This is a genomic window from Microbacterium aquilitoris (assembly GCF_031932285.1).
Taxonomy (GTDB): Bacteria; Actinomycetota; Actinomycetes; order Actinomycetales; family Microbacteriaceae; genus Microbacterium; species Microbacterium aquilitoris.
In genome coordinates this window covers 442140-466453 of record NZ_JAUZVT010000001.1, presented here as the reverse complement: position 1 = coordinate 466453, position 24314 = coordinate 442140, and the positions used below count along the sequence as shown (strand labels likewise).

Sequence of the window (24314 nt, the reverse complement as noted above, 5' to 3'; positions counted from 1 at the left end):
CGTCGAGGACCCGTCCGTCAGCGCTCTTCGGCGGCCTCGGTGTGGTGTCGGATGACCTCGGCGACGACGAAGTTGAACCACTTCTCGGCGAACTCGGGGTCGAGGTCCGCCTCTTCGGCGAGGCGTCGCAGGCGCGCGGTCTGCTGCTCCTCGCGGGAAGGGTCGGATGCCGGCATCCCGTGCTCCGCCTTGAGGACGCCGACCTGCTTCGTGCAGCGGAATCGCTCGGCGAGCATGAACACGAGGGCGGCGTCGATGTTGTCGATGCTGGATCGCAGGGTCTGCAGCTGGACGTTCGGGTCGGTCATGATTCCTCCGGCGACGAGAGTACCGCGGTCGGTGATGAGACTCAGCCGTGCAGGAAATCCTTGCGCGCCGGCTCGTGCACGGGCTCGAGCCAGAGCTTCACGACGACCCCGACGGCGGACGGCGGTGTCTCGGGCAGCGTGACGCGGAGGGCGTCGGCATCCTGGGTCCATTCGGCCGAACCCGCACCGAGCACCGTGAGCTCTGCGATGGGACGTCCGAGCAGACCGCTCGAGCGTCCCCATGAGCGGATCGACGCGACGCCGTCCTCGGGCCAGCGGAGCACCGTCGCGTAGACGTAGTCGCCGGTGACGTCGGTGCGGGTCGTGAAGCGGACGTCCTCGGACGTGTACGGCGCGAACGCGTCGTCGATCATCGACCCCGCGACGACCTCGGTGGGTCCCTCACCGGGGATGAGCCAGGGCCGGGTCCCGAAGATCGCCTCGCCGTTGACGGTGAGCCAGTCGCCGATCCCCTCGAGCATCTCGCGCTCGGCCGGGGCGATCGTGCCGTCGGCCTTCGGCCCGATGTTCAGCAGCAGGTTGCCGTTCTTCGCGACGACGTCGACGAGTTCGCCGATCAGGTCGTCGACGCTCTTGTAGTCGTGGTCCTCGATCCACCCCCACGACGTCTTGCCGACCGAGCTGTCGTTCTGCCACACGTCGGGACGGATGCCGGGCATCGCCCCGCGTTCGATGTCGTAGACCGCACTCCCCTCGGCGAACGCCGTCCACTTGTAGTTGATGACGACGCCGCGGCCCCACTCGGCCGCACGGTTGTAGTAGTACGCAGCGAGCTTGCGGATGTATGGCTCGAAGGCGGGCTGCTCGAGCCACCAGTCGAACCACAGCACCTGCGGCCGGTATTTGTCGATGATCTCGACGGTGCGCAGCAGCCAGTCCTCGAGGAAGAGCTCGTTCGGCGCGGTCTCCTCGCGCTGGGCGGGGCCGTACAGGTCGAAGAAGCGCGCATCGCGGACGTCGGAGTCGAACCGCATCCCGCCGTTCTGGAAGAACCAGTGCTCGGCACGGTGCGAGGAGGCCCCGCGCACCATCCACGCGTCGTCGACGGCCGTCATGAGGTCGCCGAACACGTCGCGTCGAGGCCCCATCTTGGCCGCGCTCCACCGCGACCGGTCGGTGTCGTACATCGCGAACCCGTCGTGGTGCTCGGCGACGGGCACGACGAACTGGGCACCCGCGCGGCGGAACACCTCGGCCCACTCGGCCGGGTCGAAGCGGTCCATCGTGAACGAGGGGATGAAGTCCTTATACCCGAACTGATCGTGCGACCCGTAGGTGACGCGGTGGTGCTCGAACGCGCGATCGGCTTCGAGGTACATCGTGCGGGAGTACCACTCGCCCTGGGCGGGGACCGAGGGGATGCCCCAGTGGATGAAGATCCCGAACTTCGCGTCGCGGTACCAGAGCGGCGGTTCGTACGCCCGCAGCGACTCCCACGTCGCGTCGTACGGGCCGGCGTCGATGACGTCCTGCACAGCGGCGATCGCCGCCGAGTTGTCGCTGACGTCGACCCGAGGGGGAAGGGATGCCGGGTCGAGGGGCTCGAGAGGGGAGTCGGCCATGCCCCCGATCCTGGACCCCGCACGAACGAATTGCAACGTTGGAAAAGCGTCGGTCAGAGATCCACTCGTCGGCCGAACCGGCGTTCGCCGCGGGGCCGGGGCGAGCAGGTCGCCACCGATCGCAGTCGGACGATCTCGTGCGGCTGCAGGCCGGCGGCCTCTCCGAAGTCCTCGAGCGAGGTGAACCCGCCGTTCTTGCCGCGCGTCCGCACGGCGCGGCGTGCCTTGGTGCGGGTGAGGCCCGGCAGCTCGGCCAGTTCGTCCGCCGTCGCGTTCTGCACGTCGACGGGTTCGGCCGGCTCCGCCGTCTGCAGCAGGTCGGCGGACGACGCGCCGACCGAGGCGGCCAGGCGCGTCGCCTCCGTCGAGCGCGTCGGAGCCGCGGAGCGGGTCGAGGCCGCAGAGCGGGCCGAGCCGGAGGATGCCGCGGTCGTGGCGCGCTTCGTGGACCGCTGGGTGGATCGCCGTCCGCGCGAACCGTGGGTCGACGTCCGCGCCGCTCCCCGCGACGTGCGGGCCTCCCACCGCGACCGCAGCCACCCGGGGTTCAGGATGAGTGCGAAGACGATGCCCCCGAGGTGGGCGACCGCGTTGACCATGCTGGTCAGCCCGCCCCAGAGCTCGGTGATCACGGAGATGTACAACAGCCCGCTCACGGCGGTCGCCACGAATGCGGCACGTCGACGAGAGACCAGCCCCACGATGAGGAAGCCGATCCACGCCGACCCCGGCCCGAAGAAGACGAGGAGGAGCCACGAACTGACGCCGAGCAGCCAGCCCCAGCTCGGCACCCCGCCGTCGCGGGCGGGCGTGCTCACGCGTAATCCCGCACGTTCAGCACCATCGTCACGGTGTCATCCTCGTCGCGCGTCTCGGAGACGAGCTCGAACCCCGCCTGATCGGCGCGGGAGCGGATGCGCTCGGCGACCGCACGCTGCACGTGACGGGCGTAGGCGGCATCCACTCGCATCATGAGGGCGGTCGCCTCGGCCTCGGTCACCTCGTGGCCGTCGAGCCGCGACAGGTGGGCGCCCCAGACCCCATCGGCGGTCCGCGACATGACGATCTCGACGTCGTCAATCGTCGCCGTCAGCACACCGTCGACGAGCGCGGCATCCGCCCCGCCCAGGTCGGCGAGCGCGGCCGCGAGCAGGTCGGGGTCCTTCATGCGGGTCTGCACGGCGATCGGGACGGCCTCCGACCCGCCGCGGGGGCCGGACGTCGCCCCCGAGTTCAGGGCGATCGCGCCGAGGGCGCCCGTACCGCCGACGGCCGCGGCGGCGGCGAGGGCGGCGGGGAGGAGGATCAGCGAGATGCTCATCGGGAGGTTCCCTTTCTGATGGATGCCACGCGGTCACCGCGCACGCCCAGATCGTCCAGCAGGTCGGCGAGCGCGGCATCCGTCGCCCACCCGTTGACGGCGACAGCGCCGTCGGCGGAGATGCGCACTTCGAGGGCGTCCCGGCCGCCGTCGCGCGCGATGCGGTCGACCTCCGCGGCGTACCGGGGCGTGAGGGAGCGGATCGATTGGTTCTGCGACCCGATCCACGGCCGGCGCGTGTCGGGGAGGTCGGCGAGGTACGGTCCGTCGCACAGCAGGTCGGTCGCGGCGAGCAGGCGCGCGACGCCGTCGCGCTCCGCGGCCCAGGCCTGCAGACGGTCCAGCGTGTACCCCGAGAACGCCATGACGCCGAGTCCCGCATCGCGGAACGCCTCGGCGACCGTGGCGAGCGCGTCGGCCTGATCGAACGGCTCGCCGCCGAGGAGTGTCACACCCTCGGCGCCGGCGGCCCGTGCGTCCTCGACCCACCGCGACGCGAGATCGGCGGGGTCATCGAGCAGCGCCCCCCGTTCGGCCCACATGTGCGGGTTGAAGCATCCGGGGCAGCGGACCGAACACCCCTGCACCCACACCGCCGCCCGCAGCCCCGGGCCCTCGGCCGCGGTGGCCGGCACGAAACGCGACCACTGCAGCGCTGCACCGCCCCGCGGGGGCGGCGTCGTCCCGAGGAGGCTGCCCTCCCCGCCGACGCCGAGCGACTGGGTGACGATCACCGGTCCCGATCCTCCTGCACGAGGGAATCGGATGCCGCCGACGCGACGCGCGTGTAGTCCTCGGTGAACTGCGACGACGTCGCCTCCGCATCGAGCAGCGCCTCGAGCTGCTCGATGTAATCGAGGCACTCGGCCCCGGTCATCCCGAAGGTCTCGGCCGCGACCGACCCGTCGGAGCGCAACTGCACCACGAGCTTCTTCATGTCCGACTCCCGTTCCTGCGTGTCTCGACCGGTCAGTAGTCCACGGTACGACCGCCGCGACGCGACGACAGGGCCCCGTGGGTCTCCGTGCCGTTCGCGGTGACGTCGTGGGCGTCGAGGTCTTCGGTCCCGGTCGCACCGACGGCGCGCTGGGCGGCCCAGGCGCGGATGCGCTGGACCTCCTCGGCCTGTGTGACCGCGAGAGGGATCATCGTCTCGACGACACGGGTGACGACATCGGTGGTGATCGTCTTCCGGCCGCTGAAGCCCTCGTACAGGGCGGCGACCACGGCCTGCTCGATCTCGGCGCCCGAGTGGTTCTCGCTCGCGGCGACGAGGGCGGCGACGGCCGCCTCATCGTTCGCGATCGCGTCGAGCCCGTTGGCCGGGGTCGCGTGCGCGGCGAGCTGCAGCGACCAGATGACCTCGCGCTCGACGGTCGTGGGAAGGTCGACGAAGAAGATCTCATCGAAGCGTCCCTTGCGCATGAACTCGGGCGGCAGGGCGTCGATGTTGTTCGCGGTCGCGACGACGAAGACGGGGTGCTTCTTCTCCTGCATCCAGGTCAGGAACGTGCCGAACACGCGCGCCGTCGTGCCCGAGTCTCCCTGCCCCGTGGTGTTCGAGAAGCCCTTCTCGATCTCGTCGACCCACAGGATGCAGGGGGCCACCGCCTCGGCGGTCGCGATGGCCGTCCGCAGGTTCTGCTCGCTCGAGCCGACGAGGCCCGAGAAGATCCGGCCGATGTCGAGCCGCAGCAGCGGCAGCCCCCACGAGGCCGCCGTCGCCTTCGCGGTCATCGACTTGCCGCAGCCGGGGACGCCCGTGATCAGCACGCCCTTCGGCGAGGGCAGCCCGTACTCGTGTGCGCTCGGCAGCCACGACCCGTTGCGGCGCTCGAGCCAGCGCTTCAGGTTGTTGAGGCCGCCGACATCGTCGAGGTCGAGGTCGCCCGTGACGAACTCGAGCACGCCGGACTTGCGCACCACCTGGCGCTTCTCGTGCAGCACGACGCGGATGTCGTCGCCCGTCAGCTTGCCGTCGTTCACCATCGCCTGCGCGAAGGCGTTCTCGGCTTCGGCCATCGTGAGGCCGAGCGCGGCCTGGACGAGCGACTCCCGCGCTGCGTCGTCGGCGTCGACACGGATGTCACCCGAGTTGTTCTCGATCATCGTGTCGAGGAGATCGCGGATCTCCTCGGCGGTCGGCAACGGGAAGTCGAACAGGTGGGTCAGCTCGTCGAGCTCGGGCGGGATCACCCGCACCGGCGCCGTGACGACGAGCGTCCGCGACACGTCGCCGTGGCGGAACTCGAGTGCGGTCTCGCGCACCGTCCGCACGATCGCAGGGTCGCCCTGCCGGTGCTCGCCGCCGAAGTAGGCGTGCAGGTCGCAGAAGATGAAGACGCTCGGGTCGGTCACCCCCGCCGCGTGCTGCAGCGCCCGCGCGGGGTTCGTCGTGTTCGAGACGCTCTTGCCGTCGGGGTCGATGAGCCCGAGCGCCGACGTCCACGTCCAGACGCGGCGACGGTTGCGCTGGGCGTGCGCGGCATCCGTGATCGCGGCCACCGCCCGGACCTCCTCCGCCGTCTCGAGGTACAGCAGGGGCAGGCGGGCCTTGAAGGCCGCATCCAGCGTGGCGTCGAAGGTCACGTCGGTTCCTTTTCGTGTGGTGGTCATGGTGAGTCGGATGCCGGTTCGTCGAAGCGGATCGTCCACTTCCCCGATCCCTCGTCGGAGTCGACGCGGAGGACGACCCGGTCGCTCGGCGGCCAGGACGACCTCGTGTCGACGGCGTCGAACCCCTGCACGACGTCGAGGGCGGCCTCGCCGGGGTAGACGGCCTCGACGCCGAAGAAACCGTCACCGGCGTAGACGAACCGCGCGCTGAGGGCCTCGCCGTCGTAGACGAGGAGGGCAGATCCCTCGCCCGACACCGTCGCACCGTCGACGGGCGTGGGAGTCTCGCGGGTGACCGTTGCGCTCCAGTCCGTCAGCCGAGGGGCGAACCAGAGACGGCTCGCGTGGTCGCCGGCCACGAACGTGAGCGACCGCGACCCGCTCACGAGGCCGATGTAGGCCGGACGATCGTCGGCGGTACTCGCGTCGGCGTCGATCTGCTGATGGATGCTGAGGTAGTCCTGCTGACCCTCGGTGAGCGGGCCGATCACCCAGACGTCGTCCCCCGCGGGGATGTCCAGATAGCGGGTGCCCGCGGCCCCGATCAGCGTGTCGCCGTCGCGACCGACCTCCTGCGCGGCGGGGTCCGCCCACGGGCGGTACTCGTACTCGTTCGGATCGTCGAGCAGCAACTCCCCCGTGGCGGGGTTGATGCCCACGAACGGCACGACGATGAACGCCAGGACGACCGCGACGACCGACCCCGCGAGGAACGTGATCGTCGAGAAGCGCCGGATCCGGGCATCCGCGGTCGTCATGGCGTCCCCTCCGGGGTCGGGGTCGGCGTGGATCCGGCGTCGGTCGGGAACTCGATCCGCCAGGCCGTGTCGTGCCAGGACTCGATGTAGAAGAGCACGAGCGGCGCGTCGCGCCAGGCGATCGACCGGTCGAACGGCGAATCCTCGGTGAGCGGTCGTTCGCTGCCGTGGGCGGTCACGGCCTGGATCGAGAGGTTGTCACCGCCGCGTGCGCTCAGGCGCGCCGTCGTCGCGCCGCCGTCGTGGGTGAACATGAGGGTCTGCGAGCTCGAGAGGACGTCGTCGGCGCGCAGTCCCCGGTCGAAGCGCAGCGACGCCTCCCACGGCTCGTCGCCGGAGCCGTCGATCCACAGTTCGACGTCGGGCTGCTCGACGAGGATGACGATCTGACCGTCCCACAGCGTCGAGAAGCGGGGCGGCTCACCGCCCTCGCCCTCCGTGACGATGCGGCCATCGGCACCCGTGACCCAGACGGCGCTGACGCGGGTGTCTTCCGCGGGGGTGAGGACGATCGGGGTGTCGACGTCGAGACCCGTCAGCCGGATGACGGCGCCGTCCGGGCCGCGGTACGTGTCGGCGTCGCTCTCGTCCGCGACGACGGGATCAGGGTTCGTCCAGGGCGAGAGGGCGTAGTCGCCGCCACCCCCGCCGGCCCCGATCCGATCGAGCTCGAAATCGCCGGCATCCGCGTACGCGAGACCGATAATGGCGGCGACCACGAGGCCGAGGGTCGAGACGAGCACGGTGAAGCCGTCGAGGTTCGGGCCCACGGACCTGCCCGCCCTCGTCCGTCCGCCCGCGCTCATAAACCCCTCCGAGCCGACACGTTACCGGGCCGCCGGATCACGCCGGAAATGCTAGGAGGGCCGTCGGTGCCGGTGCTATTGTCCGGTGCCGCACGCGGCCCGGGACACCCGTCCGCTCGTCGATCGCGAGCGAGACGATCTCGTCGGCACGCTGACCTGCGACCAGCACGGTGTCACGGGCGACGACGTGGTGGCGGGGCCAGACGGTGCCGCACTCGGCGAGCGCGACGGGCTGCAGCATCTCGCCGCCGCCGCGCACCCGGACGGTCGCGATGGTGTCGCTCCCGCGCAGCCCCGCATAGAGGAACACGCCGTCCCGCGACATCGCGAGCTCGGCCCCGGCATCCCCCGGGTAGGCGCCGAGCTGCGCGCCGCCGACGAGCCGCCAGGATCCGGATGCGTCGGGGGCCAGGGCGAAGACCTCGCCGGAGTGCTCGGTCACGACGTAGAGGTGCCCGCTCGGATGCGGGCGCAGGTGCCGAGGCCCCGTGCCTGCCGGCAGGTCGAGGCGCTGGATCTCTCGGCCGCCGCGCCAGAAGCGCACGAGGTCGAGGCCGGTGTCGGTCGTCGCGATCAGTCCGCCGGGGAGGGATGCCGCCTGGTGCGCGTGCGAGGGTCGCGCCGACGAGTCGGGTGCAGCGTCGGGCTCGGGCGCGGGCTCGTCGGCGTAGGGCACGACGTCCGCGTACTCCGCGCCGACGGCCGCACGCAGGGCCCGAGCCGCCGCGGCGAGATCGGATGCCGGGTCGCCCGCGGCGGCATCCGTCCACCGTCGTGCGGCGCCGGGTCGCCCGTCGGCCGCCAGCGCGACCCGGACGACACCGCCGTCGCCGTAGCAGGAGACGATCAGCGCGTCCTCGAGCGCGAGGACGTGGCAGGGACTCTCGCCGACGGCGACCTCGGCGCCGAGCGGAGCGTAGGCGGTGTCACCCGTGCGCCGGTAGGCGCGCACGGTGCCCCGGCCCTCGAGCGCCGCGTACACGACGTCGAGAGACGGATGCCGCGCGATCCACGACGGCGATTCCGCCGCCACGACGTCAGGGCCCACCCCGAGCGGACCACTCGCGAGCGGGGAGTCGGGGCCACCGGCATCCAGCAGTCCGATGCCCGTCGCCGACCCGCCCATGTCGGCGGAGTACCCGCCGAGCAGGAACCGCACGGGTCAGTCGAGCAGGTCGTGGCGCACGATGACCGCGTCGCGCGCGGCGCCGACGCCGATCACCGAGATGCGCGTGCCGCTCATCTTCTCGAGCGCGAGCACGTAGTCCTGCGCGGTCTGCGGCAGGTCCTCGAAGGTGCGGGCGGTCGAGATGTCCTCGTCCCAGCCGGGGAAGTTCTCGAGGATCGGCGTCGCGTGGTGGAAGTCGGTCTGGTTGACCGGCACCTCGTCGAACCGCTCGCCGTCGACGTCGTAGGCGACGCAGACGGGGATCTCCTTCAGCCCGGTGAGGATGTCGAGCTTGGTGAGCACGAGGTCGGTGATGCCGTTGATCCGCGTCGCGTACCGCGTGATCGGGGCGTCGTACCAGCCGACGCGGCGCGGACGGCCGGTCGTCGTGCCGAACTCGAAGCCGCGTGAGCGCAGGAAGTCGCCGTTCTCGTCGAAGAGCTCGGTCGGGAAGGGACCGGAGCCGACACGGGTCGTGTACGCCTTCACGATGCCGACGATGCGGTCGAGGCGGTTCGGACCGACACCCGAGCCGGTCGAGGCGCCGCCCGCCGTGGCGGACGACGACGTGACGAACGGGTACGTGCCGTGATCGATGTCGAGCATCGTGGCCTGGCCGCCCTCGAAGACGACGACGTCACCGGCATCCAGCGCCTTGCTGAGCATCAGCCCGGTGTCGGCGACCATGGGGCGCAGGCGCTCGGCGTACGAGAGCAGATCCTCGACGACCTCGTCGACCGTGATGGCGCGACGGTTGAAGACCTTCACCAGCAGGTGGTTCTTCTGATCGAGCGCGCCTTCGACCTTCTGGCGCAGGATGTTCTCGTCGAAGAGGTCCTGCACGCGGATGCCGGTGCGGTTGATCTTGTCGGCGTAGGTCGGGCCGATGCCGCGACCGGTCGTGCCGATCATCTTCTTGCCGAGGAATCGCTCGGTCACCTTGTCGAGGGTGCGGTGGTACTGCGTGATGATGTGCGCACTCGCGCTGACCTTGAGCCGCGAGACGTCGAGGCCGCGGGCCTGCAGGGCGCCGAGCTCGGCGAAGAGCACCTCGAGGTCGATGACGACGCCGTTGCCGATGACGGCGTTGACGCCGGGCGACAGGATGCCGCTGGGCAGCAGGTGCAGGGCGTACTTCTCGTCGCCGATCACCACGGTGTGGCCGGCGTTGTTGCCGCCGTTGAACTTGACGACCCAGTCGGTGCGCTCACCCAGGAGGTCGGTGGCTTTGCCCTTGCCCTCGTCTCCCCATTGAACTCCGACGATCACGATGCCTGGCATGGGCTCTCCCCCGTTTATCGGACGGTTACACCCCATCCTATCGGGCCGGGTGTCAGGAGCCGACGGAGAGTGGCGGATACTATGCCTGTCAGAGTATGGTCGCCCCATGACGCAGGAGATGCGGGAACCGACGTTCCTCATGCTGACGGCTCTGGCCGACAGCCCCAAGCACGGCTACGCGCTGATCGAAGAGGTCGACCGCGTCTCCCGCGGCCACGTCCGCCTGAAAGTCGCGACCCTCTACGCGGCCCTCGACCGCCTCGAGAAGGAGGGCACGATCCGCATCGCCCGAGAGGAGCGCGTGCAGGGGCGCGTCCGCCGGTACGTGGAACTCACCCCCGACGGGGTCGATCTGCTCGCCGAGGAGGTCGCCCGACGCGAGGTGACCGTGGCCGAAGCCCGACGCCGCCTCGCGCTGCGCCCGGCGTTCGGAGGCGCCCTGTGACCACGATCGACGACACCCCCTGGCGCCGCGCGCTCCGCGCGTACCCCTCCTCGTGGCGCGAACGGCACGGCGAGGCCATGCTCGGCACGCTGCTCGACGAAGCCGAGGCGCGGGGACGAGACGAACCCTCCCGCGGCGAGCGCATCGCGCTGATGCGGAGCGGCCTCGCCGTTCGCATCCTGGGGTGGATGCCGCACCCCGCCCGCGAAGCCCTCGCCACGGCATCCGCGGCCACCGGGTTCGCCCTCGCCGTGATGTTCGCCGTGTTCAGCGGGTTCGGCGAACGCGTGGATTGGCGCCTCCCCGCCGAGGGACAGAACCTCGACCTGCAGGCGAGCCCGGGACTCGTGCCCGCCGGGCTGTGGGTGATCGCGTTCGTCCTGATTCTCTGTGGCGCCGCGCGAGCGGCGCGCGTTGCCTTCGCGGCCACGGCCGTGGTCGGCGCCGGGGTGTTCTTCTATGCCCAGCTCGACCCGCTCGCCGGTCCCCGCGCGATCACGACGGTGACGATGACGGTCTTCGCCCTCCTCGCCCTGCTCGCCCCGGTCCGCGCCCGTCTCGCGGCGGCTGCGACCGCGGCGGTGACGACCGGCATCCTCGTCTTCTTCCACCTCTTCTTCGAGGTGCCGCCCGGCAGCCCGTCGGACGCGATCTGGCTGCGGGTCCTGACGGAGGAGTTCACCGGCTTCCTGGCAGGTGCCGTCTGGGTGCTCGCGCTCATGGCGGCGATCGTGCGTGCTCGCGCCGTCGCCCGCTGCATCGGCGCCGCCGCGACGGTATGGACGATCGTGTGGCTGATCCGGCTGACGATGTGGGACGTCGTCACCGGGATGCTGGGCCTCGCCGCTGTCCTCGCCGTCGTCGCGATCGGGGCCGGGATCTTCCGCGCGGGAGCCCGATGGGGACGCGGAACGCACCCGCGGGAAGGCGCCGCCTGAGGCGGCGCGGCGCGCGCTAGGGTTCGGTCATGCGTACCCGAACGTGGCCGACGGTGTGGTCGGCGCTGAGGCTCGTCGCGGCGGCCACCATCACGGTCGCCGTCGTGGCCCAATTCATCACGACCGTCCGCACCGCGATCTCGCAGGACCGCGACGTCGCGACGACGATCGCCAACTTCTTCAGCTTCTTCACGATCCTGTCGAACATCGTCGGGGCCCTCGCCCTGTTGGCCGCTGTCGTCTGGTTCTGGATGCGGCCGCACCACGAGCAGCGCGAGCCGGCGGGGGTCGCGCTCGGACTCGCCGCCGCGACGAGCTACCTGTTCATCACGGGCGTCGTCTACAACCTGTTGCTGCGCGGCTATCCCACGTCGGATGATCACGTCGCCTGGGCGAACGAGATCGTGCACGTCGTCGCGCCGCTGTTCCTGCTGCTCGACCTGTTCCTCGCCCCCACCCGTCGGGCCCTTCCATGGCGCGCGGTGATCGTGATCCTCGCCGTCCCGATCGCCTGGATCGGATACACGCTCGTGCGCGGACCCCTCGTGATCGACCCGACCGACGGGGTGGCGTTCTGGTACCCCTATCCGTTCCTCGACCCGAACGGCATCAACGGGTGGGGCGGGGTCGGCGCGTACGTCGTCGGGATCTCGACAGCGTTCGTCGTCGTCGGTTCGCTCATCGTCGGGGTCGGGCGCCTGCGTACCCGCGCGCCTCGGGTCCCCGCCCCGGCTTGAGCCGACGCTCAGCGGCGGGACGACTCCCGCACGATCAGGTGCGTCGGGAGCGGAGTGTCCTCGGTGAGGCCGTCGGGCTCTTCGACGGCGAGGAGCACCTTCTGCATCATCAGCTCGCCGAGGGCGCGGAAGTCCTGCCGCACCGTCGTCAGCGGCGGCGAGAGGTAGGCCGCCTCGGGCACGTCGTCGAAGCCCACGACGGCGACGTCCTCCGGCACCTGCAGCCCTCGCGCGCGAAGGGCGGAGAGCAGGCCGATCGCCATGTGGTCGTTGCCCGCGAAGACCGCATCCCCTCGGGCGACGTCGAGGGTCCGGCCGATCTCGGCACCGCTGGCCGCCGTCCAGTCGCCGTGCGGCGGCTCCGCGACCGCGAGCTGACGCGCCGCGAGCTCGTCGCGCCAGCCTCGGATGCGTTCGATCGCGTCGGGATTGCGGGGCGGGCCCGCGATGTGGAGGATGCGACGGTGCCCCAGCTCCACGAGGTGCCGGACGGCCGCCCGCGCCCCCCGGTACTGGTCGATGGACACGAGCTGCGGGTGACGTCGCTGGGTCGCCGCCGCGGCGACCATCGGCACACCGAGGTCGAGCCCGCGCACGACCTCGAGGACGCCCAGGTCCGTCACGACCAGGACGATCGCGTCGACGCGCTGGCGGAGCAGTCCCTCGACGACCGAGCGGATGCTGGCGGCATCCGTGTCGGGCGCGGTCACCGAGTCGACGGAGTACCGCTCCACGCGCGCGGCGACGTTGAAGTGCATGGCGATGGACGTCGGCCCGAAGTCCGCCGTGCCGGGGGTGACGAGGCCGATCGTCCGCGTGCGCTTGGTGACGAGCGCGCGGGCGGCCGGCGACGGGCTGTAGCGCAGCTGCGCCATCGCCTGCTCGACCCGGGCCCGCGTCGCGGGCCGCACGTTCGGCAGGTCGTTGAGGACCCGCGACACCGTCTGGTGCGAGACCCCCGCCAGGCGCGCGACGTCGAAGATGTTCGCGGACTTCGCGCCGCGCTCGTCGCTCACGACTCGTCCTCGGGGCGGGCGACGAGCGCGAGCAGCGAGTCCACGGTCAACGAGTCGGCCGGGATCGTGTCGACGAGGCGGCCCGCGCGCATGACGGCGATGCGGTTCGAGACGCGCAGCACCTCTTCGAGCTCGGCCGAGATGAACAGCACCGACAGTCCGTTGTCGGCGAGGTCGGCGACGAGCCGCTGGATCTCGACCTTCGCTCCGACGTCGATGCCGCGGGTCGGCTCGTCGAGCACCAGGACGCGCGGTGACAGGGCGAGCAGCCGAGCGAGCAGCACCTTCTGCTGGTTGCCGCCCGACAGCGTGCCGGCCGGCCGGTTGGGGTCGGCGGGGCGGATGTCGAGAGCCTCGATCCAGCTCATCGCGAGCTCCCGGCGGCGCGCGTTGCCGAGCCGGTGCAGGATGCCGCGATCGGCCTGCAGCGCGAGGGTGATGTTGTCCTGCACGCTGAGCTCGCCGATGATCCCCTCGGTCCGGCGGTTCTCGGACGAGTAGACGATGCCCTGACCGATCGCCCGGCGCGGGGTCGGCAGGTGGGCGGGAGCACCACGGACCTCGAGGACACCGGCATCCGGTCGGTCCACGCCCGTGAGGGCACGCGCCAGTTCGCTGCGGCCCGACCCGAGCAGCCCCGCGAGCCCGACGACCTCGCCCTCGCCGATCGACACGGTCGCGTCGGTGAGCCCGGTACCCGAGGCGAGTCCCCATCCGGCGAGCGCGACGGGGACGGATGCCGCGGCATCCTCCCTCTGGTGGACGTCCATCTCGTCGGCACCGCGGCCCAGCATCTTCTCGACGAGGTCGATGCGCAGGAGCTCGGCGGGGACGTACTCGCCGATGAGGCGCCCGCCGCGGAGGACCGTGATGCGGTCGCAGATCTCGTAGACCTGGTCGAGGAAGTGCGAGACGAACAGCACCGCGACCCCGCGCGCGGTCAGCTCGCGGATGACGCGGAAGAGCTCGGCGACCTCATCGAGGTCGAGGCTCGAGGTCGGTTCGTCGAGCACGACGACACGCGCGTCGACCGAGATCGCGCGGGCGATCGCGACGAGCTGCTGCACGGCGAGCGAATGACCTGACAGGCGCGTCCGCGGGTCGATGTCGAGTCCGAGGCCCTCGAGGATCGCCCCCGCTCGGCGATGGGTCTCACGCCAGTCGATCGCTCCGAAGCGTCGACTCTCGCGCCCCAGCAGCACGTTCTCGCCGACCGACAGGTTCGGGAGCAGATCGATCTCCTGGTAGACCGCGCTGATCCCGGCCGCGAGGGCATCGGCGGGCGAGGCGAAGTGCACCGGCTCTCCGCCGACGCGGATCGTCCCGGCATCCGGGCGGAGCGCGCCCGTGATCGCCTTGATGAGCGTCGACTTGCCCGCCCCGTTCTCGCCCATGAGCGAGTGGACCTCGCCCGGCAGCAGCCGGAAGTCGACGGCGTCGAGCACCGTCTCGGCGCCGAAGCGAACGGTCGCGCCGGTCACTTCCACGACCGGCGCGACCGCTGCTTCGCGCGCATCCATACGGACCATCATGCCCGCGGTGAGCCTCCCCCGAGGTTCACGCCTGACATCACCGTGACGTTCGCGCCGTCCGCGCGACCAGCAGGCGCTGCACGACCACGAAGACGAGCAGCAGCGCGCCGATCGTGATGCGCGTCCAGGACTGGTCGACGCCGAGGAACGAGATCGCCGTCTTGATGGTGCCGTAGACGAACACGCCGATCATCGAGCCGAGCACGAACCCGCTGCCGCCCGTGAGCAGCGTGCCGCCGATCACCACCGCGGCGATGGTGTCGAGCTCGGTCCCGATGCCGTTCAGCGGGTAGGACGCCCCGGTGTACGCCGTGAAGACGACACCCGCGAGCCCCGCACACACCCCGCTGATGACGTACGCCAGCAGCTTCGTCCGCACGACCGGCAGGCCCATGAGGCGCGCCGACTGCTCGTTGCCGCCGATCGCATAGATCGTGCGTCCGAACCGCGTGAACTGCAGGATCAGGATGCCGACGACCACCACGACGAGCGCGAGGATGCCCGTCGGGGTGAGGTAGAAGCTGCCGGGGCCGCCCTGCATGCGGGTCGACTGGAGCCACAGGATCGCGGGCTCCTCGACGCGGATCGACGAGAGGCTCACCATGAACGCGAGCCCCCGCGCCGCGAACATCGCCGCGAGCGAGGCGATGAACGGCTGCACCCCGAAGTACTGCACGAGCACCCCGACGAACAGTCCCATCAGCGCACCGAGGACGAGCATGACCGGGATGACGATCGCGACCGGTGTGCCCTGGCTCAGCATGCTCGCCCCCAGCATCCCGGTGAACGCCATGACCGCGCCGACCGACAGGTCGATGCCGCCGGTGAGGATGACGAAGGTCATGCCGACCGCGAGGATCAGCAAGTACGCGTTGTCGAGCAGGAGCGCCGACAGCACACGCGGCGTGACGAAGTTGCCGAAGTAGGCCTGCGCCCCGATGAGCATCGCGACGAGGATGACGACGGCGGCGAACACGGGCACCCACGAGGCGTGCCGGCTGCGGAAGCGCTGGATCGTGTCGGCGAACCCGCCGGTGCGACCGAGGTCTGCGGTGACGGCGCTCACGAGGCCACCTCCACGGTGCGACGGCCGCCGCCTCGGAGGGCATCGACCCCCTTCGCGACCAGCGACCGCGTTCGCGGGGACTGGACGAGCACGACGATGACGACGACGATCGCGAGGAACAGCGGGCTGACCGCCGGCGGGACGCCGAGGAAGGTGATCGTCGACTTCAGCGTCTGGATCGTGAAGACGCCGACGACGGTGCCCGCGATCGTGAACTTGCCGCCCATGAGGCTCGTCCCGCCGAGGACGACGGCGAGGATCGCGTCGAGCTCGATGTAGAGGCCCGCCGCGTTGGCGTCGGCCGCCATGATGTTCGACGAGTAGAGGATGCCGGCGAACCCGGCGAGCAGGCCGCTCGCCGCGTACGCGCCCCAGATGATGCCGCGCGACCGCACCCCGGCGAGGCGGCTGGCCTCGGGGTTGATGCCGACGGCCTCGGTGAGGACGCCGAGCGCGGTGCGACGCTGCAGCACCGCGACGATGACGATCGCGACGACCGAGACGTAGAAGGCGAACGGCAGGCCCACCAGGTAGCCCTGCGCCATGAAGCGGTACGGCGCGCTCGTGATGGTCGTGATGAAGCCGCCCGTGATGAGGAGAGCGACGCCGCGACCGGCGAGCATGAGCACGAGGGTCGCGATGATCGGCTGGACGCCGACGACCGCGACGAGGAAGCCGTTCCACGCCCCCAGCAACAGCGCCACGAAGACAGCGAGCGCGATCGCGATGAGCACGGTCGACAGGTCCTCGGGAGCGGGCGAGGCCGAGATGTAGGTGAGCGCGACGGCACCCGAGACCGCCATGATCGCGCCGACCGAGAGGTCGATGCCGCGCGTCGCGATGACGAGCGTCATGCCCAGCGCCACCAGCATGAGCGGTGCGCTGTTGCGCAGGATGTCGATCAGCGGGCCGTACAGCTGACCGTTCTGCACCGTGATCGAGATGAAGGAGGGACGCGCGATCGTGTTGACGATCACGAGCACGAGCAGTGCCGCGATCGGCCAGACGAGGCGGTGCGCCAGGAAGCGCTTGAGGGTCGGGTTCATGCCGCTGTCTCCGGGTTGAGGCGAGACGACGTCGTCTCGCCGGACTCTTGCGCGATGAGGGCGACCAGATCGTCGACCGTCACGTCGGCGGCGTCCAGTTCGCCGATCTTAGAACGGTCGCGCAGCACCACGATGCGCTGGGCGATGCGGACCACCTCCTCGAGCTCCGAGGAGATGAAGACGACCGACAGCCCCTCCGCCGAGAGCTCGGCGACCTTGCGCTGGATGTCGGCCTTCGCGCCGACGTCGATGCCGCGCGTCGGCTCGTCGAGGATGATCAGCTGCGGCGCGGTGGCGAGCCACCGGGCGAGCAGCACCTTCTGCTGGTTGCCGCCCGAGAGGTTGCGCACGAGCGCGTTCGGGTCGGCGGGGCGGACGCCGAGCGCCGAGATGTACTCGGCGACGATGGCGTCCCGCTCGGTGCGGCTGATGGGACGCATGGCGCCCCGCTTGGCCTGGATGCCGAGCACGATGTTCTCGGCCACGGTGAGGTCGGCGATGATCCCCTCGGCGCGACGGTCCTCGCTCGAGAAGGCGATGCGCTTGTCGATCGCGTTCCGCGGGTTCGTGATGCGCGCGGCATCCCCCCGCACTTCGTGCGTACCGGCGTCGGCGCGATCGGCGCCGTAGACGAGGCGGACGAGTTCGCTGCGGCCGGAGCCCAGCAGACCCGCGATGCCGACGACCTCGCCCTCGTACACCTCCATGTCGACGGGTTCGATGACGTTCTTGCGGCCGAGGCCCGCCACCCGCAGGACCGGTGTCGCGGTGCGGTCGATCTCGCGCTCGGACGCGCGCGAGAGAGCCTCGAGTTCGTCGAGCTGGCGGCCGATCATCTTCGCGATGAGTTCGCCGCGCGGCAGCTCGGCCGGCAGGTACTCCCCCACCAGCTGCCCGTTGCGGAGGACCGTGAGGCGGTCGGAGATCTCGTAGACCTGGTCGAGGAAGTGCGTGACGAAGAGGATGGCGACGCCGCGGTCACGGAGACCCCGGACGACGGTGAAGAGCTGCTCGACCTCGCTGCGGTCGAGGCTCGAGGTCGGCTCGTCGAGGACGAGCACGCGGGCGTCGGCGACCGTCGCGCGGCTGATGGCGACGAGCTGCTGCACCGCGATGGAGTGCGACGACAGGGCCGAGCGCGGGTCGATGTCGAGCCCGAGGGCCGCGAGGTAGCGCGTCGCCTCGCGGTGGGTCGCGCGCCAGTCGATGAAGCCGGCCCGCCGCACCTCGCGGCCCAGCATGACGTTCTCACCGACCGACAGGTTCGTGCAGAGGTTGACCTCCTGGTAGACCGTGGAGATCCCGGATGCCTCTGCGTCGGCGGTCGAGCGGAAGACGCGCTGCTCGCCGGCGACCTCGATCGTCCCGCCGTTGATGGCGTAGACGCCCGTGAGCGCTTTGATGAGCGTCGATTTGCCGGCGCCGTTCTCGCCCATGAGGGTGTGGACCTCGCCGGCGCGGAGCGTCAGATCGACCCGGTCCAGCGCGAGGACCCCGGGGAACCGGATGGTGACGTCCCGCATCCGCACGACCTCGTCGTGCTGCGGGGCGGTGGCCGGCGAGGCCGGCGTGGCTGCGACATCGACCATGAGGCGCGCCTTTCCGTGATGACCGCCGGGGACCGGAATCCGGTCCCCGGCGGTGGTTCGGTGATCGTTGAGGATCGTGAGGGTGGCGATCGATCAGTAGGGGCGGGAGTCGAGGACCTCGGCGGCCTGCTCCTGCGTGAACGACTGGTCTTCGACGATCGTGCGCTTCTCGACCGACTTGCCGTCGACGACGGACTTGACGAGGTCGGCGGCCTTCTCTCCCAGGAGGGGGTTGCACTCGACGATGAAGTTGAACTCGCCGTTCGCCAGGGCGGTCATGCCGTCCTTCACCGCGTCGATGGTGACGATCTGGATGTCCTTGCCGGGGGTCAGACCCGCCGCCTTGATGGCGTCGAGAGCACCCAGGCCCATGTCGTCGTTGTGCGCGAAGAGGACGTTGATGTCCTTGCCGTACTTCTGGAGGTAGCCCTCCATGACCTTCTTGCCGCCGTCACGGGTGAAGTCACCCGTCTGCGAGTCGAGCACCTTCACGTCCGTGCCCTTGATGGCCTCGTCGAAGCCGGTGGCACGGTCGAGCGCGGCGGACGAACCCGTCGTGCCCTCGAGGACGACCAGGTTCGCGCCCTTGCCGTCGAAGTTCTCCTTGACCCACTCGCCCGCGGTGCGACCCTCCTGCTCGAAGTCGAGACCGACCCACGAGGCGTAGAGGTCGTCACTCGCCGAGACCGTGCGGTCTTCGAGGATCACCGGGATGCCGGCATCCTTCGCTTCCTTCAGGACGTCGTCCCAGCCGTCGACCGTGATGGGCGCGATGACGATGGCGTCGACGCCCTGGTTGATGAAGTTGCGGACGGCGGAGATCTGCGCCTCCTGCTTGTTGTCCGCCGCGTTGAACGTCAGCTTGAACCCGTTCTCCTCCGAGAACGCCTTCTTCATCGACTCGGTGTTGGCTGCGCGCCATCCGGACTCGGAACCGGTCTGTGCGAACCCGACCGTGATCAGGTCGCCGCCACCCCCGTTGCCCCCTGCGCCGGGTGCGCCGTTGCCCGCGCATCCGGTGACGACGAGTGCCAGTGCCCCCAGCATGGCCGCTGCTGCGAAAGCAGTCTTCTTCATCCCAAAACCTCCTTGTTCGGGTCCGGCTGACCGCCGGTGTTCCGGGCCGCCGTGGCCTCCGGTTGCTCGAATGTTAGCCTTCACATTTCTCGCGGCGCTAGATTGTGAGCGATAACATTTGCGTAACGCGGGTGCCACCACCGAAGGACATCCACGTCCCCCTCCGTCGCCCGCCTCCATGGATGTGAGCACTCACATCCGCCGTCGAGCGAACGGCGGAGATCCCGGCCGCCGCGCCGGGCCCCGGCATCCGCCCCACGGCGCGTCGGGCGGATCTCCGCCACACGGTCCCCCGCGTAACCGCGCCGATCGCGGCACGGCCCCCTCGATAGGATGGGGACCATGTCGAAGGTCCTTCAGTCCCTGCCCGTCGGCGAGCGCGTCGGCATCGCCTTCTCGGGGGGTCTCGACACCTCGGTCGCCGTCGCCTGGATGCGCGACAAGGGCGCCGTCCCCTTCACCTACACCGGCGACCTCGGCCAGTACGACGAGGACGACATCGCGTCGATCCCCGGCCGTGCCCTGCAGTACGGCGCCGAGGGCTCCCGCCTCATCGACTGCAAGCCGATGATGGTCGAGGAGGGCCTCGTCGCCCTCTCGTGCGGCGCCTTCCACATCCGCTCGGGCGGACGCACCTACTTCAACACCACGCCGATCGGCCGTGCCGTCACCGGCACGATGCTCGTCCGGGCCATGAAGGAGGACGGCGTCGACATCTGGGGCGACGGCTCCACCTACAAGGGCAACGACATCGAGCGGTTCTACCGCTACGGGCTGCTCGCCAACCCCGCCCTGCGCATCTACAAGCCGTGGCTGGATGCCGACTTCGTCACCGAGCTCGGCGGCCGCACCGAGATGAGCGAGTGGCTCGTCGCGCACGGCTTCCCGTACCGCGACTCGGTCGAGAAGGCGTACTCCACCGACGCGAACATCTGGGGCGCGACCCACGAGGCCAAGACCCTCGAGCACCTCGACGTGTCGCTCGAGATCGTCGAACCCATCATGGGCGTGCGCTTCTGGGACCCGGCCGTCGAGATCGAGACCGAGGACGTCTCGGTCACCTTCGAGGCGGGACGCCCCGTCGCGATCAACGGTGTCGAGTACTCGGATGCCGTGGCCCTGGTCATGGCCGCGAACGAGATCGGCGGTCGCCACGGCCTCGGCATGAGCGACCAGATCGAGAACCGCATCATCGAGGCGAAGTCGCGCGGCATCTACGAGGCGCCGGGCATGGCGCTGCTGTTCATCGCGTACGAGCGCCTGGTCAACGGCATCCTCAACGAGGACACCCTCGCGACCTACCACGAGCAGGGTCGCCGCCTCGGCCGCCTCATGTACGAGGGCCGCTGGCTCGAGCCGCAGTCGTTCATGTTGCGCGAGTCGATCCAGCGCTGGGTCGGCTCCGCCATCAGCGGCACCGTGACCCTGCGCCTGCGCCGCGGCGAGGACTACACGATCCTGAACACCGAGAGCCGCAACCTCTCGTACTCCCCCGAGAAGCTCTCGATGGAGCGCGTCGGCGACGCCGCCTTCGGTCCTACCGACCGCATCGGCCAGCTCACGATGCGCAACCTCGACATCGCCGACTCCCGGGCCCGCCTCGAGCACTTCGTGTCGCTCGGCATGATCGGCGGCGCGACCGCCGAGCTCGTCGGCGAGCTCGAGCAGGGCGGCGCTGCGGCCATCACGGGGAACACCGGTGAGGTCGACGAGCTGGCGGGTGCCATCGACGAGTCGGGCGACTCGGCATCCTTCGACTTCGGCGCCGACTGAGAGGTCGCTGAATTAAGTTGCACACGACTGTGCAACTTCGTACGATCGTGGGGTGACCACGACCGCATCGCCGCGTCGTCCGCGAAAGGATGCCGCGTCGAACCGCGCCGACATCCTCGCGGCGGCGGCGGCCACCATCGCCCGCGACCCCCACGCCCCGATCGACGCCATCGCGCGCGCCGCAGGGCTCAGTCGACGCGCGCTCTACGGGCACTTCGACGACCGTGACGCGCTGCTGCGCGCCATGATCCTCGGCGGCGCGGAGCGGTTCAACGCCCTCGCCGACGGCGTCGACGACAGCGGTCCCGCCCCTCTCGCGCTCGCCCGCCTCGCCCTGGCCCTCTGGGACGGCGCAGCCGACGTGCAGTTCGCCGCGACCGTCGCCCTCGACGATTCGCACATCGAGGAGACCGCCGCGGTACTGACCCCCGTCCGCCGCCGGGTGCTCGCGATCGTCACGCGGGGGCGCGACGAAGGCACGATCCGCACCGACATGCCCGCGGCAACGGTCGCCCGGCTCGTCGAGGAGGCGGCCCGCACCGTCATCACCCGGCTCGACACCGGTCGCCCCGAAGCCGCCTCGGTCGCGGTGCGGACGATCCTCGGGGTCGCCGGTCTCGGCTGGCGCGAAGCCGACGAGGTGCTGGACGGAGCCCGCGCATGAAGATCGTGCTCGACGACGTCTCGAAGGGACGCAACGGCGGCGTCCTGCCGGCGACCCGGCTCGCCTTCGCCTCCGGTCGCGTCACCCTCACCACCGCCGAGACCGAGCAGCGCCCCTCCGTGCTCGGTCTCATCGCGAGCGGCCGCATGCGCCCCGCCACCGGTACCGTCACGATCGACGGCCGCCGCAGCCCTCGCAGGATGCGGAAGGTCGTGGCACTCGTCGACGCCCCCGACGTCAACGACCCGGCTCCCGACATCGCCGTCGTCGGCGTGGTGGAGGAAGAGCTGATGTTCGCCGGGCGCCGTGCCGATCCGCTCTCGGCGCGCCGGTGGCTCGACGACCACGGCTGGCGGACGCTCGCCCGCACCCCGATCGGACAGCTAGAGGCGGACGACCGCATCCGGATGCTGCTCGAACTCGCCGCCCTGCGCCGCGGGATCGAGGCGCTCGTCCTCGTCTCGCCCGACCGTCACGGCGGCGACCCGCGGCACTGGCAGCGCATCGCCGAGGACTTCGCCGCGCGCGGCTTCGCGGTCCTGGTCATCGCCGGCACCGCCGCCGCGACCGCGCTCGAGGCCGAACCGCCGGCCCCCCGCGGCCGCGTCGGGAGGCCCCGCATCCGGCCCACCTCGGCGCTTCGCCCCCGGCGCCGCCCGCTCACCCCCACGTCTACCGAAGGCATCCTCTCGTGAAGATCCCCGCTCTGTTCGCGGCCGAGCTGCGCCGCCTCACCTCGACCCGCATGCGGGTCATCGCACTGATCGCGCTCATCCTCGTGCCCGTCCTCTACGGCGGCCTGTACCTGTGGGCGAACCAGGACCCCTACGGAAACCTGTCGGAGGTGCCGGTCGCCCTCGTCGTGCAGGACGACGGCGCCTCGCTCAACGGCGCCGACCGCAACCTCGGCGACGAGGTCGCCGACTCGTTGATCGAGGACGGCAGCTTCGATTGGCATGAGGTGGATGCCGCGGGTGCCCACCGGGGCCTCGACGACGGCACTTTCGACTTCGCCGTCACACTGCCCGCCGACTTCACCTCCGCCGTCGCCTCCATCTCGTCGAAGGACCCGCGTCAGGCCGAGATCGACCTGACGACGAACGACGCCAACAACTACCTCGCCTCGACCATCGGGTCGCAGGCGGTCCAGCGGATCCGGACCACCGTCACGGAGAAGGTGGTCCGCGAGGCCGGCCTGACCATGCTCGACGCCCTGAACACCGTTCGCGTCAAGCTCATCGACGCCGCCGACGGCGCGGGAAAGCTCACCGACGGGCTCGGAAGCGCCGGTGACGGCGCCGACACCCTCGCCGACGGCGCCGGGACCCTCGCCGCAGGGACGTCGAAGCTCCGCACGGGCGCCGCGTCGCTCGCGTCGGGCGTCGACACGCTCTCGAGCGGCCTCTCCTCGCTCACGTCGGGCGCCGAGCAGGTCTCCGGAGGCACGGCGAAGCTGCGCAGTGTCGCCGACCGCGTGGGATCGGCCGCCGACCGCGTCTCGTCCGCCGTGCCGACCGTGCGCAAGGACCTCACGGCCGCCCTGAAGAAGCGCGGGCTCGACGACGCGCAGATCGCGGACGTCCTCGAGGTCGTCGATCCGATCGGCACGCGGGTGGGTGAACTCGACTCCCGCGTCCAGCAGGCCGTCGCCCAGATCGACGCGCTCGACAACGGCGCCGCCCAGGTCGCCCGCGGCAGCGCGAAGCTCGCCGCCGGTGCCGCCACCGCGGCGACCGGAGCGCACACGCTCGCCGACGGCGTCGCGAGCGCCGACAGCGGTGCCCACAAGCTCGACGACGGGGCGCACACCCTGGCGACCGGCATCCACAAGCTCGACGACGGCGCCGCCACGCTGCGCGACGCCCTCCGCGCGGGTGCCGAGAAGCTCCCCGACGACAGCGCCGACACCCGCAAGGCGCAGGCCGCGACGCTCTCCGACCCGGTCGGGATCGCCGAGGACTCCCTCACCCAGGCGCAGAATTACGGCGCCGGTCTCGCGCCCTTCTTCGCCGCCCTCGCCGGCTGGATCGGCATCTACGCGCTCTTCCTCATCGTGAAGCCGATCTCGAAGCGGGCCGTCACGGCGCTCCGCTCCCCCATCCGCGTCACCCTCGCCGGCTGGCTGACGCCGGCCGCCCTCGGCGCGGTGCAGATGGTGTCGCTGTTCGGCGTGCTCTCGATCACCCTGGGGTTCGCGTTCACGCATCCGCTGCCGACCCTCGGCATCCTGCTGCTCGCCTCGGCGACGTTCGCGGCGATCATCCTCGCGCTCAACGTCTGGCTGGGGTCGGTCGGCCAGTTCGTCGGACTCGTCCTCATGGTGCTGCAGCTCGTCACGGCCGGCGGCACGTTCCCGTGGCAGACGCTGCCGGCACCGCTCGCGGCGCTCCACCACGTGCTGCCGATGGGGTTCGTCGTCGACGCGATGCGGCAGGTGATGTACGGCGGTGTCGCCGGCAGGGCATGGACGGATGCCGCGGTCCTCGCGACGTGGCTGGTCGGCGCGCTGCTGGTCGCCATGGCCGGCGTGACCCGGATGACGTTCCGGCGCACCATGCGCGACCTGCAGCCGAGCCTCATCGGCTGAGGG

Annotated in this window: 24 protein-coding genes; 7 read left to right on the top strand and 17 right to left on the bottom strand. The window is 70.7% G+C overall.

Annotated features, from left to right (window positions below; translation table 11 throughout):
• Positions 1-17: 17 nt before the first annotated feature.
• From Q9S78_RS02330 to Q9S78_RS02280, 11 genes are all read right to left on the bottom strand, one after another.
• Positions 18-308 carry a chorismate mutase gene (locus Q9S78_RS02330; protein WP_018187867.1) on the bottom strand — a complete coding sequence of 97 codons (291 nt, stop codon included), beginning with the start codon at positions 306-308 and terminating at the stop codon, positions 18-20.
• Between the two features lie 41 nt (positions 309-349).
• Entirely contained in the window at positions 350-1891 is a 1542-nt protein-coding gene (locus Q9S78_RS02325) for an alpha-L-fucosidase (protein ID WP_311868649.1), read from the bottom strand.
• 53 nt (positions 1892-1944) lie between these two features.
• The gene (locus tag Q9S78_RS02320; RefSeq protein WP_311858485.1) at positions 1945-2709 is read right to left on the bottom strand and encodes a ComEA family DNA-binding protein; all 765 of its coding nucleotides are present in this window, start codon (positions 2707-2709) and stop codon (positions 1945-1947) included.
• Positions 2706-3212, bottom strand: a complete 507-nt coding sequence (locus Q9S78_RS02315; protein ID WP_018187864.1) for a hypothetical protein — start codon at positions 3210-3212, stop codon at positions 2706-2708. The genes Q9S78_RS02320 and Q9S78_RS02315 overlap by 4 nt, the downstream gene beginning before the upstream one ends.
• Entirely contained in the window at positions 3209-3946 is a 738-nt protein-coding gene (locus Q9S78_RS02310; RefSeq protein ID WP_311858484.1) for a 4Fe-4S single cluster domain-containing protein, read from the bottom strand. Before Q9S78_RS02310 ends, Q9S78_RS02315 begins: the two co-directional genes overlap by 4 nt.
• The gene (locus tag Q9S78_RS02305) at positions 3943-4149 is read right to left on the bottom strand and encodes a DUF2997 domain-containing protein (protein ID WP_116227830.1); all 207 of its coding nucleotides are present in this window, start codon (positions 4147-4149) and stop codon (positions 3943-3945) included. Before Q9S78_RS02305 ends, Q9S78_RS02310 begins: the two co-directional genes overlap by 4 nt.
• 32 nt (positions 4150-4181) lie before the next feature.
• Entirely contained in the window at positions 4182-5801 is a 1620-nt protein-coding gene (locus Q9S78_RS02300) for a Ycf46 family AAA ATPase (protein WP_311858481.1), read from the bottom strand.
• A 23-nt stretch (positions 5802-5824) separates the two neighbouring features.
• Positions 5825-6586: a hypothetical protein gene (locus tag Q9S78_RS02295; protein ID WP_116227828.1), complete on the bottom strand. Its 762-nt coding sequence runs from the start codon at positions 6584-6586 to the stop codon at positions 5825-5827.
• Positions 6583-7356, bottom strand: coding sequence for a hypothetical protein (locus Q9S78_RS02290; protein ID WP_311868648.1), 774 nt, complete (start codon positions 7354-7356; stop codon positions 6583-6585). Before Q9S78_RS02290 ends, Q9S78_RS02295 begins: the two co-directional genes overlap by 4 nt.
• 73 nt (positions 7357-7429) lie before the next feature.
• Positions 7430-8551 (bottom strand): lactonase family protein, encoded by a 1122-nt coding sequence (locus tag Q9S78_RS02285; protein WP_311858479.1) that lies wholly within the window; start codon positions 8549-8551, stop codon positions 7430-7432.
• Positions 8552-8554: 3 nt separating this feature from the next.
• The gene (locus Q9S78_RS02280; RefSeq protein WP_018187857.1) at positions 8555-9841 is read right to left on the bottom strand and encodes an adenylosuccinate synthase; all 1287 of its coding nucleotides are present in this window, start codon (positions 9839-9841) and stop codon (positions 8555-8557) included.
• 106 nt (positions 9842-9947) lie between these two features.
• On the opposite strand from Q9S78_RS02280, the gene Q9S78_RS02275 reads away from it, so the two are divergent.
• The 3 genes from Q9S78_RS02275 to Q9S78_RS02265 are packed head-to-tail and all read left to right on the top strand — an operon-like array spanning position 9948 to position 11961.
• The gene (locus Q9S78_RS02275; RefSeq protein WP_311858478.1) at positions 9948-10286 is read left to right on the top strand and encodes a PadR family transcriptional regulator; all 339 of its coding nucleotides are present in this window, start codon (positions 9948-9950) and stop codon (positions 10284-10286) included.
• A complete protein-coding gene (locus Q9S78_RS02270; RefSeq protein ID WP_311858477.1) occupies positions 10283-11224 on the top strand; it encodes a hypothetical protein in 942 nt (313 codons plus the stop codon). The genes Q9S78_RS02275 and Q9S78_RS02270 overlap by 4 nt, the downstream gene beginning before the upstream one ends.
• A gap of 29 nt (positions 11225-11253) precedes the next feature.
• The gene (locus Q9S78_RS02265; protein ID WP_311858476.1) at positions 11254-11961 is read left to right on the top strand and encodes a Pr6Pr family membrane protein; all 708 of its coding nucleotides are present in this window, start codon (positions 11254-11256) and stop codon (positions 11959-11961) included.
• An 8-nt stretch (positions 11962-11969) separates the two neighbouring features.
• Here the strand turns inward: Q9S78_RS02265 and Q9S78_RS02260 are convergent, their stop codons facing one another.
• From Q9S78_RS02260 to Q9S78_RS02235, 6 genes are all read right to left on the bottom strand, one after another.
• Entirely contained in the window at positions 11970-12977 is a 1008-nt protein-coding gene (locus Q9S78_RS02260) for a LacI family DNA-binding transcriptional regulator (protein WP_311868646.1), read from the bottom strand.
• Complete coding sequence (locus tag Q9S78_RS02255) at positions 12974-14497, bottom strand: sugar ABC transporter ATP-binding protein (protein ID WP_311869659.1); 1524 nt, start codon at positions 14495-14497, stop codon at positions 12974-12976. Before Q9S78_RS02255 ends, Q9S78_RS02260 begins: the two co-directional genes overlap by 4 nt.
• Before the next feature lie 49 nt (positions 14498-14546).
• On the bottom strand, positions 14547-15575 hold the full coding sequence (locus tag Q9S78_RS02250; protein WP_020097628.1) for an ABC transporter permease subunit: 1029 nt from the start codon (positions 15573-15575) through the stop codon (positions 14547-14549).
• The gene (locus tag Q9S78_RS02245) at positions 15572-16621 is read right to left on the bottom strand and encodes an ABC transporter permease (protein ID WP_311868643.1); all 1050 of its coding nucleotides are present in this window, start codon (positions 16619-16621) and stop codon (positions 15572-15574) included. Before Q9S78_RS02245 ends, Q9S78_RS02250 begins: the two co-directional genes overlap by 4 nt.
• A complete protein-coding gene (locus tag Q9S78_RS02240; RefSeq protein WP_311868641.1) occupies positions 16618-18210 on the bottom strand; it encodes a sugar ABC transporter ATP-binding protein in 1593 nt (530 codons plus the stop codon). Before Q9S78_RS02240 ends, Q9S78_RS02245 begins: the two co-directional genes overlap by 4 nt.
• Positions 18211-18303: 93 nt before the next feature.
• Positions 18304-19287, bottom strand: coding sequence for an ABC transporter substrate-binding protein (locus tag Q9S78_RS02235; RefSeq protein ID WP_018187848.1), 984 nt, complete (start codon positions 19285-19287; stop codon positions 18304-18306).
• Positions 19288-19629: 342 nt separating this feature from the next.
• On the opposite strand from Q9S78_RS02235, the gene argG reads away from it, so the two are divergent.
• The 4 genes from argG to Q9S78_RS02215 are packed head-to-tail and all read left to right on the top strand — an operon-like array spanning position 19630 to position 24311.
• A complete protein-coding gene (gene argG, locus Q9S78_RS02230) occupies positions 19630-21060 on the top strand; it encodes an argininosuccinate synthase (RefSeq protein ID WP_018187847.1) in 1431 nt (476 codons plus the stop codon).
• Positions 21061-21112: 52 nt separating this feature from the next.
• Positions 21113-21724 carry a TetR/AcrR family transcriptional regulator gene (locus tag Q9S78_RS02225; protein WP_311868639.1) on the top strand — a complete coding sequence of 204 codons (612 nt, stop codon included), beginning with the start codon at positions 21113-21115 and terminating at the stop codon, positions 21722-21724.
• Positions 21721-22419, top strand: coding sequence for a hypothetical protein (locus tag Q9S78_RS02220; RefSeq protein ID WP_311868638.1), 699 nt, complete (start codon positions 21721-21723; stop codon positions 22417-22419). The genes Q9S78_RS02225 and Q9S78_RS02220 overlap by 4 nt, the downstream gene beginning before the upstream one ends.
• Positions 22416-24311: a YhgE/Pip family protein gene (locus Q9S78_RS02215; RefSeq protein WP_311868636.1), complete on the top strand. Its 1896-nt coding sequence runs from the start codon at positions 22416-22418 to the stop codon at positions 24309-24311. The genes Q9S78_RS02220 and Q9S78_RS02215 overlap by 4 nt, the downstream gene beginning before the upstream one ends.
• Positions 24312-24314: the final 3 nt, after the last annotated feature.